Source organism: Pseudomonas sp. Eth.TT006, from assembly GCF_054456575.1.
Genome location: NZ_JBTJEN010000014.1, coordinates 40302 through 64104, shown reverse-complemented (window position 1 = coordinate 64104; position 23803 = coordinate 40302). Strand labels below are relative to the sequence as shown.

Sequence of the window (23803 nt, the reverse complement as noted above, 5' to 3'; positions counted from 1 at the left end):
AACCCGTTGAGTTAGAATGCCCCCCTTTTCTGCCCCCGATCCTTGAGGACCGCCATGTTCAGCCGTGATTTGACTATTGCCAAGTACGACGCCGATCTCTTTGCCGCCATGGAGCAAGAAGCTCAGCGCCAGGAAGAGCACATTGAGCTGATCGCTTCGGAAAACTACACCAGCCCTGCGGTGATGGAAGCTCAAGGCTCGGTACTGACCAACAAATACGCCGAAGGCTACCCGGGCAAGCGCTACTACGGTGGTTGCGAGTATGTCGACGTGGTTGAGCAACTGGCCATCGACCGCGCCAAGGAACTGTTCGGCGCCGATTACGCCAACGTTCAGCCGCACGCCGGTTCGCAAGCCAACGCTGCGGTCTACCTGGCCCTGCTGCAAGGTGGCGACACCATTCTGGGCATGAGCCTTGCCCACGGCGGTCACCTGACCCACGGCGCCAGCGTTTCGTCCTCCGGCAAGCTGTACAACGCGGTGCAGTACGGCATCGACGCCAACGGCCTGATCGACTACGACGAAGTCGAGCGTCTGGCGGTTGAGCACAAGCCGAAAATGATCGTGGCCGGTTTCTCTGCCTACTCGCAGATCCTGGACTTCCCGCGTTTCCGCGAAATCGCCGATAAAGTCGGTGCCTACCTGTTCGTCGACATGGCGCACGTGGCCGGTCTGGTCGCCGCTGGTGTCTACCCGAACCCGGTGCCGTTCGCTGACGTGGTCACCACCACCACGCACAAGACCCTGCGCGGTCCACGTGGCGGCCTGATCCTGGCGCGCGCCAACGCCGACATCGAGAAGAAACTCAATTCCGCAGTATTCCCGGGCGCCCAGGGTGGCCCGCTGGAGCACGTGATCGCCGCTAAAGCGATCTGCTTCAAGGAAGCGCTGCAGCCTGAGTTCAAGGCCTACCAGCAACAAGTGGTGAAGAACGCCCAGGCCATGGCCGAGGTGTTCATCGAGCGCGGTTTCGACGTGGTTTCCGGCGGTACCAAGAACCACCTGTTCCTGCTGTCGCTGATCAAGCAGGACATCTCCGGTAAAGACGCCGACGCCGCTCTGGGTAAAGCGTTCATCACCGTGAACAAGAACTCCGTGCCTAACGATCCACGCTCGCCGTTCGTCACTTCCGGTCTGCGCTTCGGTACCCCGGCTGTCACCACTCGCGGTTTCAAGGAAGTCGAGTGCAAAGAGCTGGCCGGCTGGATCTGCGACATCCTGGCTGACCTGAACAACGAAGCGGTGATCGACGCCGTTCGTGAGAAAGTCAAAGCCATCTGCAAGAAACTGCCGGTGTACGGCGCTTAATTGCGACGTTAAACCAGCAGCATGAAAAACCGGCCAGTGATGGCCGGTTTTTTTTCGCCTGTGCGAAAGACAAAGTCCAACTTCAGGCAATCTTCATTTAAAACTTGAAACAACAAACTTATTAAACAATCGAACACTATAAAAACTTTGCTGTTACTGTTCAAACACACAGAGCAAATACAGGCACCCTTAAAAACTCAACACCTTCAAACTCCAACAGAACAGCTCAAGGAAGAGCCCATGACAACTAACAGACAGAAATCCTTTTTCGCCACACTTACACTTTACCAGCATCATCTGAACCTTCTTGGTTCACTGTATGACACGCCAATCTTGCGCAACAGCACTTTATTCTCGGGTGGTTTCTATACCGGCGCCGCCGCTGTACTCAATGACGCCCACTTGTTGGGCCGTCGCCCGCTCGGCGAAACAACCCATGCTCAACCCTTACAGCTTTACTTGCGCTGTACGGACGACTACTACCACCTGTATATCCGCGCTCACGCCACCCACAGCGGCTATTGCCTCAGCAAAGATGCTGCGGGGGTGCTGGGCGCCTTTCTGCCAGCGGGCGGCGACACCACGTCTTTCAATCTGCTGAGCCTGGACAATCGAATCATCACGCTGCAAGACATGCGCGGTGACACCCAGCATGTTCGGCTCAAAGCCCGAAACGCCGGGCAAATAAGCGCCCTGCGTCGCCGAGGCGCGCCGTACAGCTACCTCGCCGATACGAAAAACGAAGGCCTGCCCTTCACGCTGCGCATCACCGAGCGCAACGCAGCTTTCCTCAACGATCCCGACGAAGTCTGACAGCACTTCCCAGACATTCACTACTTACGCAATAAGCAGCCCGGCTGTTTATATTTCCACAATCAATAAAAGAGCAACGCCATGAGTACCAACCAGGAAAAATCCTTTACTGCGACATTGAGCACCCGTTATGGCTACCCGCACTTCCCGAGACTGACGTATGGCAGAAAGATCACCACGCCACGTCCTGACTATGAAGCCTTCACGTTCTCTCATCATATTGACGTTTCGAACTATCTGTTCCTCAAGCCGAATGTTGCACCGAATGCCCTGACCTTTTACTTCCGCTGCCACAACGACTATTACACGATTTATATTTTCACCCCAGGCGAGTATTACTACAGAACCCTCAGCCGGGAAGAAAAAGACTTCCTGAACGCTTATGCCACCGAAGACGGCGATCAGACCACGTTCAACTTGCTCAACGCTCAGGGCAAGATCATTACTCTCGATCAGATCGACACCGATTCCCCTACCCTCAGAATCCAGACCCGAGGCGGTGCGTTGTTATGTGCCGGGCAGAGTCGGGCCAAACATGATCCGAAGGTGGGCACGTTTGTCCGCACCGACAAGAATCGCAGCGCCGGTGTGCTGGACTTCAAGCTGAATATCCTGCAGCGCAACGTGCCGTACTGATCCGGTTTCAGTCCATAACGCCAGTCCCATCCAGCCCGGTCATTCCTGACCGGGCTTTTTTTCATCAAGGTCGGCTTACCGCCAGGGAACACCACTGGTCAGACCGGTCATGCCAATTTTCGGTTTTGCTCTTGTATTGCAGAAAAACCCGAGCGTAGACTGCGCCTGCACTGGACATACCGGTAAGACCACAATAATTAAGTCCTGAATCTGATGTGCCCCGCACACGGCAGCCAGGACACCGACCAGGATTCCTCCCATGCTCAGATGGTGCTCGCGTTCAATCTTCCTTCAAGTGGTGCTCGGACTGATGCTCGGCATCGTCTGTGGACTGACCCTTCCCGAATACTCGGCTCAGCTCAAACCGCTGGGCGACGGCTTCATCAAACTGATCAAGATGCTCATCGGCCTGATCGTGTTCTGCGTGGTAGTCAGCGGCATCAGCGGCGCCGGTGATCTGAAGAAGGTCGGGCGCATCGGCCTCAAGTCGGTGATCTACTTTGAAGTGCTGACCACCATCGCACTGGTGATCGGTCTGGTATTCGCCTTCAGCACCGGGATCGGTAGCGGTGCGAATATCCATCTGGAGCAACTGTCCGCCGCCGACATGGGCGACATCGCCGAACGCGGCCAGCACATGCACACCACCACGCAGTTTCTGATGGACCTGATCCCGACCTCGGTGATCGGGGCCTTCGCCGACAACAATATCCTGCAGGTGCTGCTGTTCTCGGTGCTGTTCGGCAGTGCGTTGAATCTGGTGGGTGAAGCGGCGTCCGGGATTTCGCGGCTGATCAACGAACTGAGCCATGTGATCTTCCGGATCATGGGCATGATTGTGCGTCTGGCGCCGATCGGCGTATTCGGCGCCATCGCCTTCACCACCAGCAAATACGGCCTCGATTCGTTGCAGCATCTGGGTAGTCTGGTCGGTTTGTTCTACCTGACCTGCATCGCGTTCGTCAGCGTGATTCTCGGTCTGGTGATGCGGGCTTCCGGCCTGCGCATGTGGCCGCTGCTCAAGTACCTGCGCGAAGAACTGCTGATCGTCATGGGCACCGCGTCGTCCGACGCCGTGCTGCCGCAGATCATGCGCAAACTCGAACACCTGGGTATCGGCAGCTCGACGGTTGGCCTGGTGATTCCCACCGGCTACTCGTTCAACCTCGACGGCTTTTCGATCTACCTGACCCTGGCCATCGTGTTCATCGCCAATGCCACCGGCACGCCGCTGGCGATGACCGACCTGCTGACGATTCTGCTGGTGTCGCTGATCACCTCCAAAGGCGCCCACGGCATCCCCGGTTCGGCGCTGGTGATTCTGGCGGCAACATTGACCGCGATCCCGGCAATTCCGGTGGTCGGCCTGGTACTGGTGCTGGCGGTAGACTGGTTCATGGGCATCGGCCGGGCGCTGACCAACCTGATCGGCAACTGCGTCGCCACTGTAGCCATCGCCCGCTGGGAAAAAGACATCGACGTACAACGGGCAAACAAAGTACTCAGCGGTCAGCAGGGCTACACCTTTCAACCGCGTAAAACAGCAACTCCGGCGCACCAGCAAGAGTTCTGATTTTCAACCCTGTAGGAGCTGCCGCAGGCTGCGATCTTTTGATCTTGTTTGCGGCATCTCCTGTGGGCTTACGGAGCTAGACAAGTGATAACCACATCAACCGTCGTCAACTCAGTCGTGGAGAAACTCCGCGCCGCCCTCGCCCGTGGTCAGTGGCGCTCCGGCGAGATGCTGCCGGGCCAGCGCGAACTGGCCGAACAACTGGGCATCAGCCGCCCGAGCCTGCGCGAAGCGGTGATCGTCCTCGAAACCCTCGGCCTGGTGCGTTCGATGCCGGGCAAGGGCGTGGTGGTGCTCGACGCCCGGCTCAGTGACAGCCAGAGCCACGACAGCGCGGTGGCCAGCGCCAGCCTCGAAGACGTGCTGCAACTGCGCTACACCCTGGAGCCGTTTATCGTCGGCCTGGTCGCACAGTCGATCAGCAGCAAGGAGGTCGGCCAACTGCGCCTGACCCTGATGGACATGCGCGAAGCCCTTGAAGCGGGCGACAGCGAGGCCGGGGTCAGCGCCTACATCGCCTTCCACGAAGAACTGTTTACCCTGACCTCGAATCCGATCTTCCAGAGCGTGGTCCAGCAAACCAGCAATGCCCTCAAGCAAAGCGCCGAAGTGCTGCGCAACTCGCCGGAGCATCTGGCCGAACGCCTGGAAGAAAACGAAGCGGTGGTGCGCGCCATCCGCAGCAAGAACAGCGCTCAGGCCAGCGCCGAAATGCGTCGGCACATCCTGCGCGAAGGCCAGCGGATGGGCATCGAGTTGAATATTCCGGAAGACGACCTGCGCAGTTGAAAACCTTTTCGAACTGGAGACTGGCCATGAACAGCTGCGCCTCAGCGCAATACGACCGCACTCTGTCTGCGACGCCACCCTTCTACCCTGCCCTGGGCCAGAAGCGCTCGGCTGATGAGCTCTATTCACTGATCTTCGACGCCATCGTTGACCAGCGCATTGATTCCCACCGCCGTTTTACCGAAGACAGTCTCGGGCAGATGTTCGATGCGGGTCGAAGCGAAGTCCGCCGGGTGCTGACACGCCTGCACCACGAGCAAGTGATCATCCTGCGACCCAATCATCGCCCACGCGTCGCAACACCAACCCGTGAGCAGACCCGACAGATACTGCACGCACGGCGTTTGGCCGAAACAACATTGGTGGAACTGGCCAGCCAGCGCCACAGCCCCGGTGACCTGAAGACGCTACGAGACCTGATAGAAATTCGATGCCGACATCTGGAGCATGGTCAGCGTGCAGGCGCTATCCGCCTGTGCGGCGAGTTCCACCTGCAACTGGCGCGCATCGCAGGCAATAGCCCTCTGGCGCATTTTCTCGGCAGCCTTGTACCGCTAACCTCCATGGCGATTGCGCGTTTCGCGGCCGATATTGAAAGCGCTTGCTGCTCGTGGCGACACGCGGCGATCGTGGATGCCATCGAGCAAGGTGAAGTCGCTACTGCAGTGCAATTGACCAAACAGTACCTGGATGCACTTGAACAAAGCCTGGGCTGCGCACCGCAATAAAGGTTCTCATGCAGGCGGCGTCGATCGTGCAAAGTCCATGCACAGCACATCCGGCAAACCGTCATCCAGCGCATGCAGCAGCGCCTGACCGACGCCGGCAATACCGAGCATCAACCCCAGATCCGGGACATTGCGCTCTTCAAGAAAGTCTTCCTTGAAGAAGTTGTGAGCCACCTGCGAGAGCGCGCGGTTGACCTTGGCGATACCCCGGTCGTTGTGAGTGTCACGGTAGAATCTCAGCAAGCACACAAGGTTGCCGAAATCGCCGTGACACAGGCTGTAGCCAGAGCCGAGCCCATGCTGCCAGACATGACGTTCGCAACGCTGTGCATCCTGCTCAAGCATGACTCTGGTGTCGGCGTCCAGGACCTCCGCCATCGTCTGAAGCAATCCGTGTCGGCAAAGCAGAATGCCCGCGTCGCCATGGCACCATTTGATCGTGGTCGAAGACGCGGCGTTCTCCCGCAGATCAAGCCAGAAACCATCGGCCATGAGGCGGTTCTCTGCTTGCAGCCATTGACTGATCACCCCTGGCAAGAGCGGATCTCTCGTCACCTCCCAGACTTTTCCCAACGCGATCAGCACGCCGGAAATGCCGTGGGAAACACCCGTCCATAGCGGTTTTCCCGTCGTCTTGAGGAGCAACTTGCCGTTTTCCAGGGTCAGGGCGGATTGAATGGCCTGCGAGTACCTTTCGATCAGAGGCCGTAACGTTTCGCGTTTTTCAAGTTGATAATAATTGACCAATACGATCACGGCTCCGCACCAACCGTGAATGACATCGAATTCGTCGCCGTCCCGGGGAAAATCCCCCAGTTTGAGCAGCTGTTCCTCAATGACCGCCTGGTAAGACCGATGGCCGCTGATTAGCTGATAATTGACCAGAACGTACAGATAGGACGTGATACCAAAATAGGCACTGACGCTCGATTCGTGCGGGAAATGGTCTTGAGACCGGGTCATTGCACACAAGATACGCTCGACGTCGCGCAAATAGCCAGGCGCCCGACTGGTCCGGAACAAGCTCAAATAAAAAATTGCCAGGCCACCCATCCCGTTATACAAACCGTTGCCCATGGGCGCTATGAAAGATCGTCGGGTTCGGGGGTGGGTGTCCATGAATGTCCAGGCGACATCCCCTTCCTCCCCGTCGATGCGCTGTCTCGCCGTGATCCCGTGAATGCTGATGGCGCCTTCGAGATATTGTGCTTTGCTCAGCACCTTTGCTGCTTTCAAATGATGTGCACGGTTGAGTGGCAGCGCTTCATTGGCGACGGGGAACAGACACATTTGCAAGATATGCATTTGCAACGCTTTGTCTGCGCAGGAAAGGTGTTCCATCTTGCGCCGGCAACTGTCAAACGGAGACTCGATGGCCAACGCAGCAACCTCCTGACCATGGGCATCGAGCAGGCGGTTCGAAAGCAAAGGCAGCGTGAAGCATGGAATGTTGGCCCTCCGCAGATCGGCAATTTCATGTGCGGGAACCCCGTAATCATTGAGTGCTTCGCTCAGTTCAGACCACAGGGTCGCCAACAGCAGTTCCCGTTGAACGGCGCACCGGGTGAAGCGCGGATGAATCATCATCGAGATGAAGTCCGCGTAACGCTGGGTATTTTTGATCAGCACACGGGTCTTCAACGCGCCGGCATGCTGCGCGAGCAAGTCGAGCACCGCGCCGCGATGACTGATCATTTGATCGTATCCGCACTCGAAACCACGCAGAAATGCCTCTTTGTAGTCTGTAACCGAGTGCGTTTCGCCATTGAAAACCGGCAAATGCCGAAGCACCGGGCGACTGTCGAAGTCGACCTTTTTCAAGCGGTAATAAGCGTTTTCCCGCACCAACTGGTTTCTTTTTCCGGCAAACTGCTGCTGTCGGCTCAACCCGCTGTAGTCATTGTCCGAGCTCGCGGAATAAGGCAAGAAGCCACTGGCAAATACTGACTGCCCAGTGAGCTTGATGGCTTTGAACAGCGCACCGCTGTGCGGCAGACGGGTGCGCAAATCGATGGTGGTCGAAGTGAACAGGCATTCCAGATCGATCATCACCGGGCTACTGCCGCAGGCGATCAGGTTTTCGTAATGAAAGTCGATGCCATTCAAGGCGTGTATGACCGCGACCTGGGAGCCCAGGCGCTGAAAAAAAACCGCCAGCTGCGCTTCCGACTCGCAGGCCCGATTTTCTATTTTTTCCATCCAGCAACGGTTTTCCAGAGACACCATGACGGGTGAGTAAATGGCAAAACCGGAATCTGCGGTACGGTCATGCAGACGCTGCAGCAAGGCGCCATAAAAAATCGCTTCGTGGTTGCTTCTTGGCTTGTACACCAGCGAACGACCACTGACCTCAATGAAACAGACCGTTTCACCATTGGCATGAGCGTCTCCTTGGCCGAGGACTATTGAGTCGATGCGCCTGGTGTCCAATGCAAAGGCCGGCGCGAGTCGACTGAAGTCCTGGTCGAAATGCTCGATGACCTTGTACAGGTAGGTCACCGTGTCCTCGACCATTTCCGTCAGCAACCTCACCAGTACAGGGTAGGCCCTCAGGAAGTCCAGCAATGACTCGCCCGCCAGCGCATGGTCAAACGTCTCCAGATCCAGCACGGCACCTTCGGCTATCAGGCTGTTCAACTGATGAACCAACGACTTTTCCGCAAGATATTTCACTCGGGTCGTTACATAAACACCTGCATCGGACAGTATCGCTGTGACATCAATCAAGCCACTAACATGTTTGTATCTGACGTGTTTTTCGAAAACATACTTAAAGTAACCCACCCAGGAAGCGTAAAACCTGTTGAAACTTTCTTTACCCTCAACCTCGCACGCAAGGGACAACAGACAAACCGTCTTAATTGCTTCTTCATGCTTTTCAAATAATAGTGAATCATCGGCACCCTCGAAGTGTGCACGAAGAAAACCAGCTTCAAGCAATGCTTCCCGGCCGACACCAAAATGGCACAGAACGGCTTCGTCATTCCTGTGTAAAAGTTCGAGAGTCTTGCGAAGTGTTTCTTGATCGAGTGCTGGTCCCACGCCGCACGAATAACCTTCAGTGAAACTTAAAACATCAGTCAACATTGCCTACCGCTCGTGAAAAGGCGAGGTGGATCCCGACCCACCTCGCCTTTGGGGATAATTAGCAGCTGCAGTCCAGAACGGTGCAGCCCAGGGTTCCGCACGAGAGGTTGGTGCAGATGGCTTCCCCAGCGACATTGGCATCACTGGCACTTACATAAGCTTCGAACTCGGCATCCAGTTCACCGGACATGTCCATGATTTGCTCTTGCATGTTTTTCTCCTGATAACTTAGTCGCCTTGATTGGCGCTTATTCAAGTTATCACTCAATACTCCATGCCACCGCTTATCAATTCGAACAAAATGTAAACCTGCCCAATTCACACCTGCCAACTAGCTCAAACGCTCAACAAGACACTTGAAATCAAAAAAAAACAGTTACAAACAATGATCAAATCGCTTGAACTCATACACCTGCAACCCGCGCAAACCCTGCCCGAATTTTCTCTTCCGGTAAATCATCAGCAATAAAAACAATCACACTTTCCCGCACTTCTCCCTCGCCCCACTCGCTGTCCCAATCAAAACCATAAAGTTTCAGCACGCCCTGAAACACCAGGCGCCGATCTTCGCCAGCGATGCTCAGTACGCCCTTGTAGCGCAGCAATTGCTTGCCGTGCTCTTCCAGCAACTCATTCATGAACTCACTGAGCTGATCGATATCGAGCGGCTGGTCAGTGCGCAGCACCAGACTCGAGATGCGGTCGATCGAGGGCGCCTTGCTTACCGGGCGCAAACCGACCCCGCCACCGAGGTCAGCGTTGAGATTGAAGCCGCGCACGTCGAGCAGTTCCGCCAGATCGATGTTGCCGTGCTCGACCACACGGATCGGCGCACGCCGGTTGATCCGCGTCAGACGTTCGTTCAGTGCGCCGAGCGTCGCTTCATCGACCAGATCGGTCTTGCTCACCAGCAAACGGTCGGCGAAACCGATCTGTGCCTGGGCAATGGTCTGGGTCAGGTGCTGGTCGGCGTGAGCGGCATCCACCAGGGTGATGATGCCGTCGAGCAGATAACGCTCGCGCAGTTCTTCATCAATGAAAAAGGTCTGCGCCACCGGAGCCGGATCGGCCAGCCCGGTGCACTCGATCACCAGCCGGTCGAAGGCGATCTCGCCGCTGTCGAGGCGTTCGAGCAGCAGATACAAGGCCTTGGTCAGGTCGGTGTGAATGGTGCAGCAGACGCAGCCGTTGGCCAGGGTCATGACTTGCACCGGCTCATCGCCCAGCAACTGGGTGTCGATGCCGGCGTCGCTGAATTCGTTTTCGATCACGGCGATTTTCAGACCGTGCTCGGCCTTGAGCAGATGGCGCAGCAAGGTGGTCTTGCCGGCGCCGAGGAAACCGCTGAGTACCGTGACCGGTATTGGAGAAGACAAAATCGATCCCCTTCACAAAATGAATGAACAACACAAAAACAACTGTGGGAGCGGGCTTGCTCGCGAATGCGGTGTATCAGTCAACACAATCATCGACTGACGCTCCGCTTTCGCGAGCAAGCCCGCTCCCACAGGGGATTACCTCAACCGAGGGCTGTCAGCTCAACAGCACTTCGGCCCACCCTTGCCACCGTAACGCGCTTCCTGACGTTCGCGAAAGAACATCTCGTAGCTCATCACCGGTTTGTCCGGGTGTTTGGTCTGCATATGCTCGACGTAGGTGTCGTAGTCGGGCATGCCGACCATCAGGCGCGCGGCCTGACCGAGGTATTTACCGAGGCGACTCAGGTCATTGAACATGGTGCAATCCTCTGGTTACGCGTCCGGCAGGGCCTGGAATGGCGATTCTTTATCCGTACGCTCTTTCTTGCCCCAGGCGGCGATGCCGACCTTGAGCGCATAGAACAGGATGCTGAAGACCACGAACAGGAACAGCGTGGTAAGCGTTGCGTTGGTGTAGGCGTTGAAGATCACGTGCTGCATCTGCTCGATGCTCTTGGCCGGTGCAATCACCTGACCGCCAGCCAGGGCATCGCTGTACTTCTTGGCCAGGGCCAGGAAGCCGATCGCCGGGTTGGCGTCGAACAGCTTGATGAAGCCTGCGGTGGTGGTGCAAATCAGCAGCCAGGCCGCCGGCAGCAGGGTCACCCAGATATAGCGTTGACGCTTCATCTTGATCAGCACAACCGTGCCGAGCATCAGCGCGATACCGGCCAGCATCTGGTTGGAGATACCGAACAGCGGCCACAGGGTGTTGATGCCGCCCAGTGGATCGATCACGCCCTGGTACAGCAACCAGCCCCACATCGCCACACAACCGGCGGTGGCAATCAGGTTGGCGGTCCACGACTCGGTGCGCTTCAGCGCCGGCACGAAGGAGCCGAGCAGGTCCTGCAGCATGAAGCGCCCGGCACGGGTGCCGGCGTCCACAGCGGTGAGGATGAACAGCGCTTCGAACAGGATCGCGAAGTGGTACCAGAACGCCATGGTGTTTTCACCCGGCAGGACACTGTGCAGGATCTGCGCAATACCGACCGCCAGGGTCGGCGCACCGCCGGCACGGGCGAGGATGGTGGTTTCGCCGATGTCATGCGCTACGGCCTGCAGGGCTTCCGGGGTAATGGCAAAGCCCCAGTTGCTGACTGCGGTTGCCACCGCCACCACGTCACCGCCGACCACCGCGGCCGGGCTGTTCATGGCGAAGTACACGCCCGGTTCGATCACCGAAGCGGCAACCATGGCCATGATCGCCACGAACGATTCCATCAGCATGCCGCCGTAACCGATGTACCGGGCGTTGGTTTCGTTATCCAGCAGCTTCGGCGTGGTGCCCGAAGAAATCAGCGCGTGGAAGCCCGATACCGCGCCGCACGCAATGGTGATGAACAGGAACGGGAACAGACCGCCCTTCCACACCGGACCGGTGCCATCGACGAACTGGGTCAGCGCCGGCATTTTCAGCTCGGGCATGGTCACCAGAATACCGATCGCCAGGGCGATGATAGTGCCAATCTTGAGGAACGTGGAGAGGTAGTCACGTGGCGCCAGAATCAGCCACACCGGCAACACTGCCGCGACAAAACCGTAACCGATCAGCATCCAGGTGATTTGCACACCGGTGAAGCTGAAGGCCTTGGCCCACACCGGATCAGCGGCAATCTGCCCACCGAGCCAGATCGAACCGAGCAGCAGCAACACGCCGATGACCGAGATCTCGCCAATGCGCCCCGGACGGATATAGCGCATGTAGATGCCCATGAACATCGCGATCGGGATGGTCGCCATCACGGTGAAGATGCCCCACGGGCTCTCCGCCAGCGCCTTGACCACGATCAGCGCCAGCACCGCGAGGATGATGATCATGATCAGGAAGCAGCCGAACAGCGCGATGGTGCCAGGGATGCGGCCCATTTCTTCGCGCACCATGTCGCCCAGGGATCGGCCGTTGCGGCGGGTCGACATGAACAGGACCATGAAGTCCTGCACCGCGCCCGCCAGCACCACCCCGGCGATCAGCCACAGCGTGCCGGGCAGATAACCCATCTGCGCCGCCAGCACCGGACCGACCAGCGGGCCTGCGCCGGCGATCGCGGCAAAGTGGTGACCGAAAAGAATGTGTTTGTTGGTCGGCACGTAGTCCAGACCGTCGTTGTTGAGCACGGCGGGGGTGGCCCGACGCGGATCGAGTTGCATCACGTTGTTGGCGATGAACAAACTGTAGTAACGGTACGCAACCAGATAAATGGCCACGGCCGCGACCACGATCCACAAGGCGTTGATCGCCTCTCCTCGGCGCAATGCCACTACGCCCAGGGCGCACGCTCCTACGATTGCCAGCACTAGCCAGGGTAAGTGGCGTAGCAGGCTATTATTATTTTTCATTTTATTATTCCAGCCAGGGTGGACAAGAAAGACAGCCACCCCGAGTTTAGCGCTACTGGCGCCAAAGGCCATACCCCGACATTGGTCTAGACGCCTTATCGATTGGCAGGCCCCCGCCGCTGGGGTCTATAGTCAGCGAACCCCTTTGAGGATTGCGTCATGAGCGAACACCCAGCCAATCGCCGTCGCTTCAAACGTATTGCGTTCGATGCCAGAACCGAGCTGAGTCAGGGCCAATTCATCTGGCCGGTCAAGCTGATCGATCTGTCGCTCAAGGGGCTGCTGATCGAGCGGCCGGAGCCGTGGCTGGGGGATAAGGAGAAAGACTTCTTCGTCGACATTCATCTGAGCGATGACATTGATATCGAGATGGATGTGCAGTTAGCCCACGAAGAACGTGGCCAGTTGGGATTTGTCTGCCGGCATATCAGCCTGGAATCGATCCAGCGCTTGCGGCGGTTGATAGAACTGAACCTCGCTGATCCGGAAGAACTGGAACGCGAACTGGGCGCGCTGATCGAAATCTGATCCGTGTAGGAGCTGCCGAAGGCTGCGATCTTTTGATCTTGCTTCTAAAACAACATCAAAAGATCGCAGCCTGCGGCAGCTCCTACAGGTTTTTTTGTATTACTCGAAGAGTGCGTCGAGGGCCTGTTCCAGCCGCGTCACGGCAATGATCTGCAACCCGGCCGGCGCCTCTTTCGGCGCGTTACCCTTGGGCACGATCGCGCGTTTGAAGCCGTGCTTGGCCGCTTCCTTCAGGCGTTCCTGGCCGCTCGGCACCGGACGTACTTCGCCGGACAGCCCGACCTCGCCGAACACCAGCAGATCGTGCGGCAACGGTCGGTTGCGCAGGCTCGACATCACCGCCGCCATCAACGCCAGGTCGGACGCGGTTTCCAGCACCTTGACCCCGCCAACCACGTTGAGGAACACATCCTGATCGTGCGTCGGAATACCGCCATGACGGTGCAAAACCGCCAGCAACATCGCCAGGCGGTTCTGATCCAGACCCAAGGTCACTCGCCGCGGATTGGCCAGATGACTGTCATCGACCAGCGCCTGCACTTCCACCAGCATCGGCCGGGTGCCTTCCCACGTGGCCATGACCACACTGCCCGGCACTTCTTCCTGAGCGCGAGTAAGAAAAATCGCCGAAGGGTTGGAGACTTCTTTCAAACCCTTGTCGGTCATGCCGAACACACCGAGTTCGTTGACTGCACCGAAACGGTTTTTCACCGCGCGCAACAGACGCAACCGCCCATCGGATTCGCCTTCGAAATACAGCACGGTATCGACCATGTGCTCCAACACCCGAGGACCGGCCAGCGCGCCTTCCTTGGTGACGTGACCAACGAGGAAAATCGCCGTGCCACTCTGCTTGGCGTAGCGCACCAGCAGCGCCGCGCTTTCACGCACCTGCGACACGCCGCCGGGGGCTGACTGCAATTGCTCGGTGAAAATGGTCTGGATCGAGTCGATCACCATTACCTTGGGTTTTTCCTGACGGGCGGTGGCGATGATGGTTTCGATGCAGGTTTCGGTCATCACCCGCAACTGGTCCTGCGGCAAGCCCAGGCGGCGCGCGCGCATGGCCACTTGCTGCTGAGATTCTTCGCCGGTGACGTACAGCGCCGGCATGCTCTTGGCGAGGTTGCACAGGGTCTGCAGCAGGATCGTCGACTTGCCGATGCCCGGGTCACCGCCGATCAGCACCACCGAACCGTCGACCAGACCGCCGCCGAGCACCCGGTCCAGCTCACCGGACGCGGTGGAGAAGCGCGGAATCTCTTCGATGCTGACTTCGGCCAGGGTCTTGATCTGCGCCTGCTGCCCGGCCCAGCCGGTGCGCCCGGTGGGTGCCGTGGCGCCGCCGCTCTCGATCATGGTTTCGGTCAGGGTGTTCCAGGCGCCGCACTCGCCGCACTGGCCCGCCCACTTGGGAAAGGTTGCGCCGCACTCGGTGCAGCCGTACATGCGCTTGGCCTTGGCCATCTGGATCCCCCGGGAAAAACCGCGATGATAACGCAGCCACCGTTCAGCGCGGCGCGGCAGTGCGGATTTCGCCGTTGGCCAGACGCGCGGCGCTGTTGCCCAGCGAATCCTCGGCATCAAGGTCGGCGCCCTTGGCCTTGAGCGCGTCGAGCAGTTCGACGCGCTTGAACAGTCCGGCGTACATCGCCGCCGTCTGTCCGGCGCCGTTGCGTTGATCCGGGCTGCAATCGGTGGCCATCAGACGCCGGGCAATCTGCATTTCGCCCTTGAAAATAGCGCCCATCAACGCCGTGTTGCCGCGCTGATCCTGCGCGCAGGCGTCGGCGCCCGCCGCCAGCAAGCGCTCCACCGCCGCGCTCTGGCCGTGATACGCCGCCAGAATCAGCGCGGTGTAACCCTTGCTGTCGCGGGTATCAAGGGAATAACCGGATTCGATAAAGGTCTCGAGCATCGGCACGTCACCGCGTCGGGCGGCGTCGAAGTAATAATCCTGCAACTGAACCTTGATCGCCTCGGGGCTTTGCTCGGCGTGCGTTGTCCAAGACAGGCATCCGAGCAACAGTAGAAGAAAAGTACGCATATACGCTCTCCTGAGCAGAACGGGGCCTGGGTCAGGCCCCGCGTGCATGGCGTCGAAATCAGTCGACCAGTTTCGCTGCCAGTGCCTTGACCCGGCTCAGGTCGCCCTTGGCCACTTTGGTCACGCCGGTCCCGTATTCCGGGTCAGCCTTATAAAGGAAGGACAGGATGATGTGCTTGCTCTCGTCATCGGTGGTTGCCAGCGAGCCGCCGAAGCTGTCGATCAGGTCCTGACGCTCCTGCTGGCTGAACGAGCGGTACAGATCACCGGCCTGCTTGAAGTTCTGCTCACGCTGGATCTTCGCCTGCTGCGTGCTGCCCGCCAGCGCCAGCTGGCTGTAACGCGCGCTCTGTGTCTCCTCACGCGGTTGCAGACGGCTTGGCTGGTAGTTGACGCCGGACTGGCTGGCGCCGAAGTTCATCGCACCATCCTGATTGCCATTGTTCACCGCAACTTTCGGCGCATTGATCGGCAATTGCAGGGCGTTGGCACCCAAGCGGTACATCTGCGTATCGGCATAAGAGAACACACGACCTTGTAACAAACGGTCTTCGGAAGGTTCGATACCTGGAACAACATTGGCCGGCGCCATGGCAACTTGTTCGGTTTCCTGGAATACGTTGGCCGGATTACGATTCAACACCATTTGTCCAACTTTCCGTTCTGGAACATTGGGCCAGATCTTGGTGGCGTCCAATGGATCAAAATCAAACTTGGACAAATCTTGCGGATTCAGCACTTGAACGTACAAGTCCCACTTCGGGAAGTTACCTTTGTTGATATTGGTAACCAGATCGTTAGTCATATGACTGTAGTCTTGACTCTGAACCGTTGCGACTTGTTTTGGCGTCAGGTTTTTAATGCCCTGCAAACTCTTCCAGTGAAACTTCACGTAGTGCACTTCACCTTTGGCATTGACCAACTTGTAGGCGTGTACACCGTTGCCATCCATCTCCCGATAACTGGCTGGCGTTCCCGAGTTGGAGTACAGCTCGGTCAGCGTGCGGGTGGCTTCCGGGACGTGAGAGAAGAAGTCGAAACGGCGCGAGTCATCGTCCAGGTTGGTTCGCGGATCAGGCTTGAAGGCATGCACCATGTCCGGGAATTTGATCGCATCGCGAATGAAGAACGTCGGGAAATTGTTGCCCACCAGGTCCCAGTTGCCATCGGCGGTGTAGAACTTGGTGGCGAAGCCCCGCGGATCGCGCAGGGTTTCCGGGGAGTGGTTGCCATGCACCACGGCAGAGAAGCGTACGAACACCGGCGTCACCTGGCCGGCGGTAAACACCTTGGCCTTGCTCAGATCGCTGAGGTCGTTGGTTACCGTGAACGTACCGTGGGCGCCCGTGCCGCGCGCATGCACCACACGCTCGGGAATGCGCTCACGGTCGAAACGCTGCAGTTTCTGGATCAGTTGCACATCCTGCAGCAGTACCGGGCCGGTGGCGCCGGCAGTCTGCGAATTCTGGTTGTCGCCGACCGCTGCGCCGTTATCCCGGGTCAGGGGCGCGGCGTGCACGGAGAAGGTCAACAGGCTGGCGGTCAGTACACCGAGCGTACGGCGATGGGGAAAAGCCCCCAATCCAAGGGTAGAGTTCATATCAGGTTCCTCTGGTTTTTTTGGGCGCATCCAGGTGCGCCAACCAAAGGCTAGAGGGCTATGTCTGCGAACATAAATAGAAAGTTCGTAAGCCAATGATTGAAAATTTTGGCTTCCCTACCAGCGAGTTACGGCGTATTCCGCGCGCGATTAGTGGCACTTTGCAAACTAATCGTTGATCCATGTGTCGATAAAAACGGGCATTGTAAGAAGGTGTTGCGCGCAGGACGCGTTTTGCTGATTTACACTGCGTACACCAACCTCATCTGTAACAAGGAATAACCTATGGGCGTGCTAAGTGAGTTCAAGGCCTTCGCGGTCAAAGGCAATGTGGTCGACATGGCCGTCGGTATCATCATCGGTGCCGCCTTCGGCAAAATCGTTTCATCGTTTGTCGGTGACGTGATCATGCCGCCAATCGGCCTGTTGATCGGTGGGGTGGACTTCAGTGATCTGGCCATTACGCTCAAGGCCGCCGAAGGCTCGGCCCCGGCAGTGGTTCTGGCTTACGGTAAATTCATCCAGAGCATCCTCGACTTCGTGATCGTCGCCTTCGCGATCTTCATGGGGGTAAAAGCCATCAACCGCCTCAAGCGTGAAGAAGCCGTGGCCCCTTCCCTGCCACCGGTTCCGACCAAGGAAGAAGAACTGCTCGGCGAGATCCGCGATCTGCTCAAGGCCCAGAACAACCGGCCATGACCGCGAGATAAACGAACACGGCGCCTGATGGCGCCGTTTTTTTTACCAATAGTTTTCCACCGCCACCTGCCCCGGTCGCCGCGTCAGGCTCAGGCTCATGTGGCGTTGTTTGAGCAGCGCCCGGGTGTCGTCGATCATCTGTGGATTGCCACACAACATCACACGCGAGTGCTCGGCGGTCATTGCCACCCCCGCAACGCGCTCCAGCTCACCGCTTTCAATCAAATGAGTGATGCGACCGTGCAGGGCGCCCGGAACCTGTTCGCGGGTAACGGTCGGTATGAACTGCAGTTTGTGCGCGTGCTCCGCCAGATAATCACGCTGGGCCAAGCCATCGATCAGCGCCCGATAGGCCAGTTCCCGGGCTTCACGCACGCTGTACACCAGGATGATTCGCTCAAACTTCTCCCATACTTCGAAGTCCTGCAGGATCGATAGAAACGGCGCAACCCCGGTCCCTGTGGATAACAGCCACAGATCGCGACCGTCGACAAAACGGTCCAGCGTCAGGTAGCCAAACGCCTGGCGCTCCACCAGCAATTTATCGCCCGGATGCAGGCGGCTCAGTTCGCCGGTGAACTCACCTCCGGGCACGACAATGGAAAAGAATTCGAGAAACTCATCGAAGGGTGAGGAAACCGTCGAATAGGCACGCCACACCGTGCTGCCATCAGGTTTGGTCACCCCGAGGCGGGCGAACTGCCCGGCGCGGAATCTGAAACCCGGGTCGCGCGTGGTACGCAAGGTAAACAGACTTGGGGTCAAGGGCTGCACATCAAGCAAGGTCTGGGTGGTGAATTTCTCTGTGCTGGCAGTCATGAGGTACTCCACTGAACGGACCCTGACAGTTTCGCCCCAATCGCCCTCTATAAACACCCGTGTTTTATCAGGTCATCTCAGGCGACGAAGTAACTGAGAAATAAAATCATCCGTAACAGTCATCCAGCGCCATCATTGAATGACAACTCAAATATATCGCGCGCACGCAAACTAATAACTTTCTTGTGAGCAATAACTCTTTTCAAAGAGCAAAAAAATCCAACGCTGAATGTAGGACATGTCCTACACTCGGAAGCGTGCAGGATTCTTTGGATCCAACAAGGCACCCCCGAAATGACTCATGGAGAGTTTTGTGATGAAAATGTGGAAGGAGTCGCAATTAACGCAACTGACTTTCGCAAGAGAAATAGAGACCGCTTATCCGATATTGCTGGGATTTGCCCAAAACATTGGTTTCAGTTTTTGCGCTATCTCATTGACGTCAATTAATCGGACCGCTGACTTTAAAGCCTTGCAAATCAATAACTATCCTCAGCAGTGGAATGAACTCTATGAAGAAAAACATTACATCAATATCGACCCGGTAATAGCACACTGCAATCACTCAATGTTGCCTATCGTCTGGACCGAACAGGTGTATTCGCAAACCCCGCAACTGTGGAACGCAAAGCAGCAACATGGATTGCGCCATGGCTGGTCTCAGTCGTTCCACCATGAATCCACTGGACTGTGCAGCACCCTCAGCTTTGCGCGAAACACCGGCCAGTTGAGCCCGCTCGAACTGTACGAGCACTTCGGCTATATGCTTTACGCGTCCAGCCATCTGAGTGAAGTGGTTGCCAGTACCCTGCCCAAACCGCTCAAAAAAACTTCGCAGCCGCAGCTCTCGACGCGGGAACTGGAAGTGCTGCAGCTCTCGGCTCTGGGCAAGACAGCCTACGAGATTGCCCGGATTCTCTGTCTAAGCGAGCGGACCGTGAACTACCACGTGCAAAACGTGATTCTCAAACTGAACGTCTGCAACAAGATTTCCGCCGTCTCCAAGGCCAGCCAATGCGGCCTGCTCGACCACCCTACCGCCTAAAACCAGCGAGTATTTGCGCGAAAAAGAACGTACCATTTGCGACCTTCCTGAGTGATGGTGTGAGTCAGACACCGATGTCCACTCGGACGGTTCCGCCGCGACACCCTGGGCTGCGAACCACCCGTTGATTAACCAGAGTTCTCGCCCCATGCCTTTGCTCGAAACGCCCTTCGCCCAACTCGACCTGATCCGCCAGCCCGAACAGCAGAATGAACCGCTGCAAGCCTTCGATGCGGCTGACGAATACCTGCTCAATCATCTGGCGTCCCAGCAACCGACGGCCGAGACCCGAGTGCTGGTGCTCAACGACAGTTTCGGAGCGTTGGCGGCGAGTCTCGTCGGCAAGGTTCGGGTCAGCAGCAGTGGCGACTCGTTTCTGGCATTTCAGGGCCTGGAAAAGAATCTGGTACGCAATGGTTTGGCGTTCGACACAGTGCGCGGCATCGCAGCCAGCGAGCCATTGGTCGGGCCGTTTGACCGGGTGCTGATCCGTGTCCCGAAGACCCTCGCGCTGCTGGAAGAACAGCTGATTCGCCTGCAAGGGCAACTGGCGCCCGGTGCTGAAGTGGTGGCGGCGGCCATGGTCAAGCACCTGCCACGTGCGGCCGGGGATCTGCTGGAACGCTACATCGGCCCGGTGCAGGCTTCGCTGGCGGTGAAAAAGGCCCGCCTGCTGATTGCCACACCCGAGGCCAAAGCTCCGGCGACTTCGCCCTACCCTTCACGCTATCGGCTCGATGATCCAGCCATCGAGCTGCTCAACCACGCCAACGTGTTTTGCCGTGAAGGCCTGGATATCGGCACCCGGGCTTTTCTCCCGCACCTGCCGAAGAGTCTGGGCAGCGCCCGGGTCGCCGACCTTGGTTGCGGCAACGGCGTACTCGCCATCGCCAGTGCACTGCACAACCCGGACGCGCATTACACACTGGTCGACGAATCGTTCATGGCCGTGCAATCGGCCGCGCAAAACTGGCGCGCGGCCCTCGGCGAGCGTGAAGTCATCGTGCGCGCCGGCGATGGTCTGGCCGGCCAGGAGCCGCAGTCGCTGGACGTGGTGCTGTGCAATCCGCCGTTCCACCAACAACAGGTGGTCGGCGACTTCCTCGCCTGGCGCATGTTCCAGCAGGCCCGTGAAGCGTTAGTAGTGGGCGGCGCGCTGTACATCGTCGGCAACCGGCACCTGGGTTATCACAGCAAACTGGCGCGGCTGTTCCGTGGCATCGAGCAAGTAGCGGCCACGCCGAAGTTCGTGATTCTCAAGGCCCGCAAGTAAACCCCAGGCAAAAAAAACCCTCTGCGGTACAGAGGGTCATAAACCGTGCCCAAGGGCAACGGGACGGGATGTATCAGTGCGTGGTCAGGCCGGCTGCGTTCATGAACAGGCGCATCAGACTGGCGGCGATGAACAGCGCGCCGACGCTACCGATCCAGATCAGGGCCAACCAGCCGAGCCGCTGCCACAGCGGCTTTTTTTCGGCTTGCTCAATCTCGTGCAGGGAATGTTTGCCGTTCATTGCATCGTTCCTCAGTTGATTCGTGCCGCAGCAATGCTGAGTGAAACAAGCTGCGATTATTTGCTCCGCAAAAGCAAAAGATCGCAGCGTGCCGTAGCTCCTACACGTCAGTGGTAACCGTCTTCATGGGTGACCTTGCCGCGGAACACGTAGTAGCTCCAGAAGGTGTAGCCCAGGATGAACGGGATGATGAACAGCGTACCGACCAGCATGAAGCCTTGGCTCTGCGGCGGTGCGGCGGCGTCCCAGATCGAGATCGACGGCGGCACGATGTTCGGCCACAGACTGATGCCCAGACCGCTGTAGCCGAGGAAAATCAGCACCAGGGTCAGCAGGAACGGCTTGTAGTTGGCATTGCGCGCCACGGCGCGGATCAACCCATAGAGGGTGACCAGCACCAGAATCGGCACCGGCAGGAACCAGAACAGATTCGGCGTGCTGAACCAGCGTGTGGCGATTTCCGGATGGGCCAGCGGCGTCCACAGGCTGACGATGCCGATCACCGCGAGCAGCACGAACGCCAGCGGCCGCGCCAGATTGTGCATCTGCTCCTGCAGCTTGCCTTCGGTCTTCATGATCAGCCAGGTGCAGCCGAGCAGGGCGTAGGCCACCACCAGCGCGGCGCCGCAGAACAGGGTGAACGGTGTCAGCCAGTCCAGCGAGCCGCCGGCGTATTGCCGATTGACCACTGGCAAGCCGTCGATGAACGCCCCGAGCGCCACGCCCTGAAAGAAGGTCGCCGCCACCGAGCCGCCGATGAACGCCTTGTCCCAAAGATGACGCTTGTGATCCTTGGCCTTGAAGCGGAACTCGAACGCCACACCGCGGAAAATCAGCCCGATCAACATGAAGATCAGCGGCAGATATAGCGCCGAGAGCACCACCGAATAGGCCAGCGGGAACGCGCCAAACAGCGCAGCGCCGCCCAGTACCAGCCAGGTTTCGTTGCCGTCCCACACCGGGGCCACAGTGTTCATCATCACGTCACGATCGGTTTTGCCCGGGATGAACGGGAAGAGAATGCCGATACCCAGGTCAAAGCCGTCCATGACCACGTACATCATGATGCCGAAGATGATGATCACGGCCCAGATCAGCGGAAGATCAATACCCATGAGTCAAATCTCCTTGGTCAAGCGAGTGTTGTCTTCGTGCTCGCCCTCGGCCGGATCGTCGGCTGCGGACAACGGACGCGCCGGGGTGCGTTTCTTGCCCGGACCACCGTCCGGCGTCTCGGCGCCTTCGCTGATCTTCGGCCCTTTGCGCACCAGACGCATCATGTAGCCGAGACCTGCACCGAACAGGGCGAAATACACCACGACAAAGGTGATCAGGGTGATGCTCATCTGCAGGAAGCTGTGGTTGGACGAGGCATCCGCCGTACGCATCAACCCGTAGACCACCCATGGCTGACGGCCGATTTCAGTGGTGAACCAGCCCGCCAGGATCGCGATCAGGCCGGACGGCCCCATCCACAACGCCAGGTACAGGAACGGCCGGGAGGTGTAGAGCGAATCACGCTTGCGCAACCACAGGCTCCACAGCCCGGTGAAGATCATCAGGAAACCGAGGCCGACCATGACCCGGAACGACCAGAACACAATGGTCGAATTCGGCCGGTCTTGCGGCGGAAATTCCTTGAGCGCCGGCACTTGCTTGTCCAGCGAGTGGGTCAGGATAAGGCTGCCCAGATACGGAATTTCTACGGCGAATTTGGTGCGCTCTTCTTTCATGTCCGGCCAGCCGAACAGAATCAGCGGCGTCGCTTCGTCGCCTTTGTTTTCCCAGTGGCCTTCGATTGCAGCGATTTTCGCTGGCTGATGCTCAAGGGTGTTGAGGCCGTGGAAGTCACCGATGACCGCCTGGATCGGCGCGACGATCAGCGCCATCCACATCGCCATCGACAGCATGGTGCGAATGGCCGGGTTGTCTTTGCCACGCAGCAGGTGCCACGCCGCCGACGAGCCGACAAAGAATGCCGTGGCGACGAACGCCGCTGTCGCCATGTGCATCAGGCGATACGGGAACGACGGGTTGAAAATGATCGCCAGCCAGTCGGTCGGGATCACCTGACCGTTGACGATTTCGAAGCCCTGCGGGGTCTGCATCCAGCTGTTGGAGGCGAGGATCCAGAACGTCGAGATCAGCGTGCCGATCGCCACCATCACCGTGGAGAAGAAGTGCAGGCCACGCCCGACCTTGTTCCAGCCGAACAGCATCACGCCGAGAAAACCGGCCTCAAGGAAGAATGCCGTGAGCACTTCATAGGTCAGCAACGGCCCGGTGACGGCGCCGGCGAAGTCGGAGAAACGGCTCCAGTTGGTGCCGAACTGATAAGCCATGACCAGCCCGGACACCACGCCCATGCCGAAGTTGACGGCAAATATCTTCGACCAGAAGTGGTAGAGATCCCGGTAGGTGTCATTGCGGGTCTTCAGCCACAGGCCTTCGAGCACCGCCAGGTAGCTCGCCAGACCAATGGTGATGGCCGGGAACAGGATGTGGAACGAGATCGTGAACGCGAACTGGATTCGGGCGAGATCGAGTGCCTCTAAGCCGAACATAAGTCTTCCTCTGTCAGGTAATACCGGCGTCGGGGCTTGTGGCCCTTGCACCTACTGCCCCCACGATATGGAGTGCGGCGAATTCTGATTCGTTCTTTTTAATAACCATCGCAACGCAGGGAGTCTGGCCGACTGGCCACCAGAGCATGGCCCGGGAGGGTCTTGATCTGGATCAAGCAACGTTGAAAGAGTAGTCCCATTTCCGACGAAGAACCGCGTGGTCGTTTGCCGCGTG

22 protein-coding genes are annotated in these 23803 nt (G+C 58.1%); 10 read left to right on the top strand and 12 right to left on the bottom strand.

Features of this window, described 5'->3' with window-relative positions; genetic code table 11:
• Positions 1–54: 54 nt before the first annotated feature.
• From glyA to ACXR0M_RS20990, 6 genes are all read left to right on the top strand, one after another.
• On the top strand, positions 55–1308 hold the full coding sequence (glyA, locus tag ACXR0M_RS21015) for a serine hydroxymethyltransferase (protein ID WP_458833681.1): 1254 nt from the start codon (positions 55–57) through the stop codon (positions 1306–1308).
• A 240-nt stretch (positions 1309–1548) separates the two neighbouring features.
• Positions 1549–2121 carry a hypothetical protein gene (locus tag ACXR0M_RS21010; protein WP_458833680.1) on the top strand — a complete coding sequence of 191 codons (573 nt, stop codon included), beginning with the start codon at positions 1549–1551 and terminating at the stop codon, positions 2119–2121.
• Between the two features lie 81 nt (positions 2122–2202).
• Positions 2203–2757, top strand: a complete 555-nt coding sequence (locus ACXR0M_RS21005) for a hypothetical protein (protein WP_458833679.1) — start codon at positions 2203–2205, stop codon at positions 2755–2757.
• Between the two features lie 259 nt (positions 2758–3016).
• Positions 3017–4330, top strand: coding sequence for a C4-dicarboxylate transporter DctA (locus ACXR0M_RS21000; RefSeq protein WP_103303615.1), 1314 nt, complete (start codon positions 3017–3019; stop codon positions 4328–4330).
• An 84-nt stretch (positions 4331–4414) separates the two neighbouring features.
• Positions 4415–5119 carry a FadR/GntR family transcriptional regulator gene (locus ACXR0M_RS20995; RefSeq protein ID WP_458833678.1) on the top strand — a complete coding sequence of 235 codons (705 nt, stop codon included), beginning with the start codon at positions 4415–4417 and terminating at the stop codon, positions 5117–5119.
• Between the two features lie 26 nt (positions 5120–5145).
• The gene (locus tag ACXR0M_RS20990) at positions 5146–5847 is read left to right on the top strand and encodes a GntR family transcriptional regulator (protein WP_458833677.1); all 702 of its coding nucleotides are present in this window, start codon (positions 5146–5148) and stop codon (positions 5845–5847) included.
• A gap of 6 nt (positions 5848–5853) precedes the next feature.
• Here ACXR0M_RS20990 and lanM read toward each other — a convergent pair whose 3' ends face one another.
• From lanM to ACXR0M_RS20965, 5 genes are all read right to left on the bottom strand, one after another.
• On the bottom strand, positions 5854–8934 hold the full coding sequence (gene lanM / locus ACXR0M_RS20985) for a type 2 lanthipeptide synthetase LanM (protein WP_458833676.1): 3081 nt from the start codon (positions 8932–8934) through the stop codon (positions 5854–5856).
• 58 nt (positions 8935–8992) lie between these two features.
• Complete coding sequence (locus ACXR0M_RS20980; RefSeq protein ID WP_458833675.1) at positions 8993–9145, bottom strand: hypothetical protein; 153 nt, start codon at positions 9143–9145, stop codon at positions 8993–8995.
• 193 nt (positions 9146–9338) lie between these two features.
• Positions 9339–10310 carry a GTPase gene (gene yjiA, locus ACXR0M_RS20975; RefSeq protein ID WP_458833674.1) on the bottom strand — a complete coding sequence of 324 codons (972 nt, stop codon included), beginning with the start codon at positions 10308–10310 and terminating at the stop codon, positions 9339–9341.
• A 162-nt stretch (positions 10311–10472) separates the two neighbouring features.
• Complete coding sequence (locus tag ACXR0M_RS20970; protein ID WP_003228401.1) at positions 10473–10670, bottom strand: YbdD/YjiX family protein; 198 nt, start codon at positions 10668–10670, stop codon at positions 10473–10475.
• Between the two features lie 15 nt (positions 10671–10685).
• Positions 10686–12752 carry a carbon starvation CstA family protein gene (locus ACXR0M_RS20965; protein WP_458833673.1) on the bottom strand — a complete coding sequence of 689 codons (2067 nt, stop codon included), beginning with the start codon at positions 12750–12752 and terminating at the stop codon, positions 10686–10688.
• A 159-nt stretch (positions 12753–12911) separates the two neighbouring features.
• Here ACXR0M_RS20965 and ACXR0M_RS20960 point away from each other — a divergent pair, with 159 nt between their 5' ends.
• A complete protein-coding gene (locus ACXR0M_RS20960) occupies positions 12912–13280 on the top strand; it encodes a PilZ domain-containing protein (protein ID WP_458833672.1) in 369 nt (122 codons plus the stop codon).
• A gap of 99 nt (positions 13281–13379) precedes the next feature.
• Here the strand turns inward: ACXR0M_RS20960 and radA are convergent, their stop codons facing one another.
• Genes radA through katB form a run of 3 tightly spaced genes read right to left on the bottom strand, consistent with a single transcriptional unit; the run spans position 13380 to position 16927 of the window.
• On the bottom strand, positions 13380–14747 hold the full coding sequence (gene radA / locus ACXR0M_RS20955) for a DNA repair protein RadA (protein ID WP_003228407.1): 1368 nt from the start codon (positions 14745–14747) through the stop codon (positions 13380–13382).
• Positions 14748–14790: 43 nt separating this feature from the next.
• On the bottom strand, positions 14791–15327 hold the full coding sequence (locus tag ACXR0M_RS20950) for an ankyrin repeat domain-containing protein (protein ID WP_458833671.1): 537 nt from the start codon (positions 15325–15327) through the stop codon (positions 14791–14793).
• Between the two features lie 58 nt (positions 15328–15385).
• The gene (katB, locus tag ACXR0M_RS20945) at positions 15386–16927 is read right to left on the bottom strand and encodes a catalase KatB (protein ID WP_458833670.1); all 1542 of its coding nucleotides are present in this window, start codon (positions 16925–16927) and stop codon (positions 15386–15388) included.
• Between the two features lie 285 nt (positions 16928–17212).
• On the opposite strand from katB, the gene mscL reads away from it, so the two are divergent.
• Positions 17213–17626: a large-conductance mechanosensitive channel protein MscL gene (gene mscL, locus ACXR0M_RS20940; protein ID WP_458833669.1), complete on the top strand. Its 414-nt coding sequence runs from the start codon at positions 17213–17215 to the stop codon at positions 17624–17626.
• A 42-nt stretch (positions 17627–17668) separates the two neighbouring features.
• Here the strand turns inward: mscL and ACXR0M_RS20935 are convergent, their stop codons facing one another.
• On the bottom strand, positions 17669–18445 hold the full coding sequence (locus ACXR0M_RS20935; protein ID WP_458833668.1) for a ferredoxin--NADP reductase: 777 nt from the start codon (positions 18443–18445) through the stop codon (positions 17669–17671).
• Between the two features lie 316 nt (positions 18446–18761).
• Here ACXR0M_RS20935 and ACXR0M_RS20930 point away from each other — a divergent pair, with 316 nt between their 5' ends.
• The gene (locus ACXR0M_RS20930) at positions 18762–19490 is read left to right on the top strand and encodes an autoinducer binding domain-containing protein (protein WP_458833667.1); all 729 of its coding nucleotides are present in this window, start codon (positions 18762–18764) and stop codon (positions 19488–19490) included.
• A 148-nt stretch (positions 19491–19638) separates the two neighbouring features.
• A complete protein-coding gene (locus ACXR0M_RS20925; RefSeq protein WP_458833666.1) occupies positions 19639–20763 on the top strand; it encodes a methyltransferase in 1125 nt (374 codons plus the stop codon).
• A 73-nt stretch (positions 20764–20836) separates the two neighbouring features.
• Here the strand turns inward: ACXR0M_RS20925 and ACXR0M_RS20920 are convergent, their stop codons facing one another.
• From ACXR0M_RS20920 to ACXR0M_RS20910, 3 genes are all read right to left on the bottom strand, one after another.
• Entirely contained in the window at positions 20837–21004 is a 168-nt protein-coding gene (locus ACXR0M_RS20920) for a DUF2474 domain-containing protein (RefSeq protein WP_458833665.1), read from the bottom strand.
• A 107-nt stretch (positions 21005–21111) separates the two neighbouring features.
• On the bottom strand, positions 21112–22119 hold the full coding sequence (gene cydB / locus ACXR0M_RS20915; protein ID WP_458833664.1) for a cytochrome d ubiquinol oxidase subunit II: 1008 nt from the start codon (positions 22117–22119) through the stop codon (positions 21112–21114).
• Between the two features lie 3 nt (positions 22120–22122).
• Positions 22123–23568 carry a cytochrome ubiquinol oxidase subunit I gene (locus ACXR0M_RS20910; RefSeq protein ID WP_458833663.1) on the bottom strand — a complete coding sequence of 482 codons (1446 nt, stop codon included), beginning with the start codon at positions 23566–23568 and terminating at the stop codon, positions 22123–22125.
• Between the last annotated feature and the right edge of the window lie 235 nt (positions 23569–23803).

What these genes read in the sequence shown, in the direction of transcription:
- glyA (WP_458833681.1), top strand. Translation starts at nt 55, where the DNA reads ATGTTCAGCCGTGATTTGACTATTGCCAAGTACGACGCCGATCTCTTT.
- ACXR0M_RS21010 (WP_458833680.1), top strand. Translation starts at nt 1,549, where the DNA reads ATGACAACTAACAGACAGAAATCCTTTTTCGCCACACTTACACTTTAC.
- ACXR0M_RS21005 (WP_458833679.1), top strand. Translation starts at nt 2,203, where the DNA reads ATGAGTACCAACCAGGAAAAATCCTTTACTGCGACATTGAGCACCCGT.
- ACXR0M_RS21000 (WP_103303615.1), top strand. Translation starts at nt 3,017, where the DNA reads ATGCTCAGATGGTGCTCGCGTTCAATCTTCCTTCAAGTGGTGCTCGGA.
- ACXR0M_RS20990 (WP_458833677.1), top strand. Translation starts at nt 5,146, where the DNA reads ATGAACAGCTGCGCCTCAGCGCAATACGACCGCACTCTGTCTGCGACG.
- lanM (WP_458833676.1), bottom strand. Translation starts at nt 8,934, where the DNA reads ATGTTGACTGATGTTTTAAGTTTCACTGAAGGTTATTCGTGCGGCGTG.
- ACXR0M_RS20980 (WP_458833675.1), bottom strand. Translation starts at nt 9,145, where the DNA reads ATGCAAGAGCAAATCATGGACATGTCCGGTGAACTGGATGCCGAGTTC.
- ACXR0M_RS20970 (WP_003228401.1), bottom strand. Translation starts at nt 10,670, where the DNA reads ATGTTCAATGACCTGAGTCGCCTCGGTAAATACCTCGGTCAGGCCGCG.
- ACXR0M_RS20965 (WP_458833673.1), bottom strand. Translation starts at nt 12,752, where the DNA reads ATGAAAAATAATAATAGCCTGCTACGCCACTTACCCTGGCTAGTGCTG.
- ACXR0M_RS20960 (WP_458833672.1), top strand. Translation starts at nt 12,912, where the DNA reads ATGAGCGAACACCCAGCCAATCGCCGTCGCTTCAAACGTATTGCGTTC.
- radA (WP_003228407.1), bottom strand. Translation starts at nt 14,747, where the DNA reads ATGGCCAAGGCCAAGCGCATGTACGGCTGCACCGAGTGCGGCGCAACC.
- ACXR0M_RS20950 (WP_458833671.1), bottom strand. Translation starts at nt 15,327, where the DNA reads ATGCGTACTTTTCTTCTACTGTTGCTCGGATGCCTGTCTTGGACAACG.
- katB (WP_458833670.1), bottom strand. Translation starts at nt 16,927, where the DNA reads ATGAACTCTACCCTTGGATTGGGGGCTTTTCCCCATCGCCGTACGCTC.
- mscL (WP_458833669.1), top strand. Translation starts at nt 17,213, where the DNA reads ATGGGCGTGCTAAGTGAGTTCAAGGCCTTCGCGGTCAAAGGCAATGTG.
- ACXR0M_RS20935 (WP_458833668.1), bottom strand. Translation starts at nt 18,445, where the DNA reads ATGACTGCCAGCACAGAGAAATTCACCACCCAGACCTTGCTTGATGTG.
- ACXR0M_RS20930 (WP_458833667.1), top strand. Translation starts at nt 18,762, where the DNA reads ATGAAAATGTGGAAGGAGTCGCAATTAACGCAACTGACTTTCGCAAGA.
- ACXR0M_RS20925 (WP_458833666.1), top strand. Translation starts at nt 19,639, where the DNA reads ATGCCTTTGCTCGAAACGCCCTTCGCCCAACTCGACCTGATCCGCCAG.
- ACXR0M_RS20920 (WP_458833665.1), bottom strand. Translation starts at nt 21,004, where the DNA reads ATGAACGGCAAACATTCCCTGCACGAGATTGAGCAAGCCGAAAAAAAG.
- cydB (WP_458833664.1), bottom strand. Translation starts at nt 22,119, where the DNA reads ATGGGTATTGATCTTCCGCTGATCTGGGCCGTGATCATCATCTTCGGC.
- ACXR0M_RS20910 (WP_458833663.1), bottom strand. Translation starts at nt 23,568, where the DNA reads ATGTTCGGCTTAGAGGCACTCGATCTCGCCCGAATCCAGTTCGCGTTC.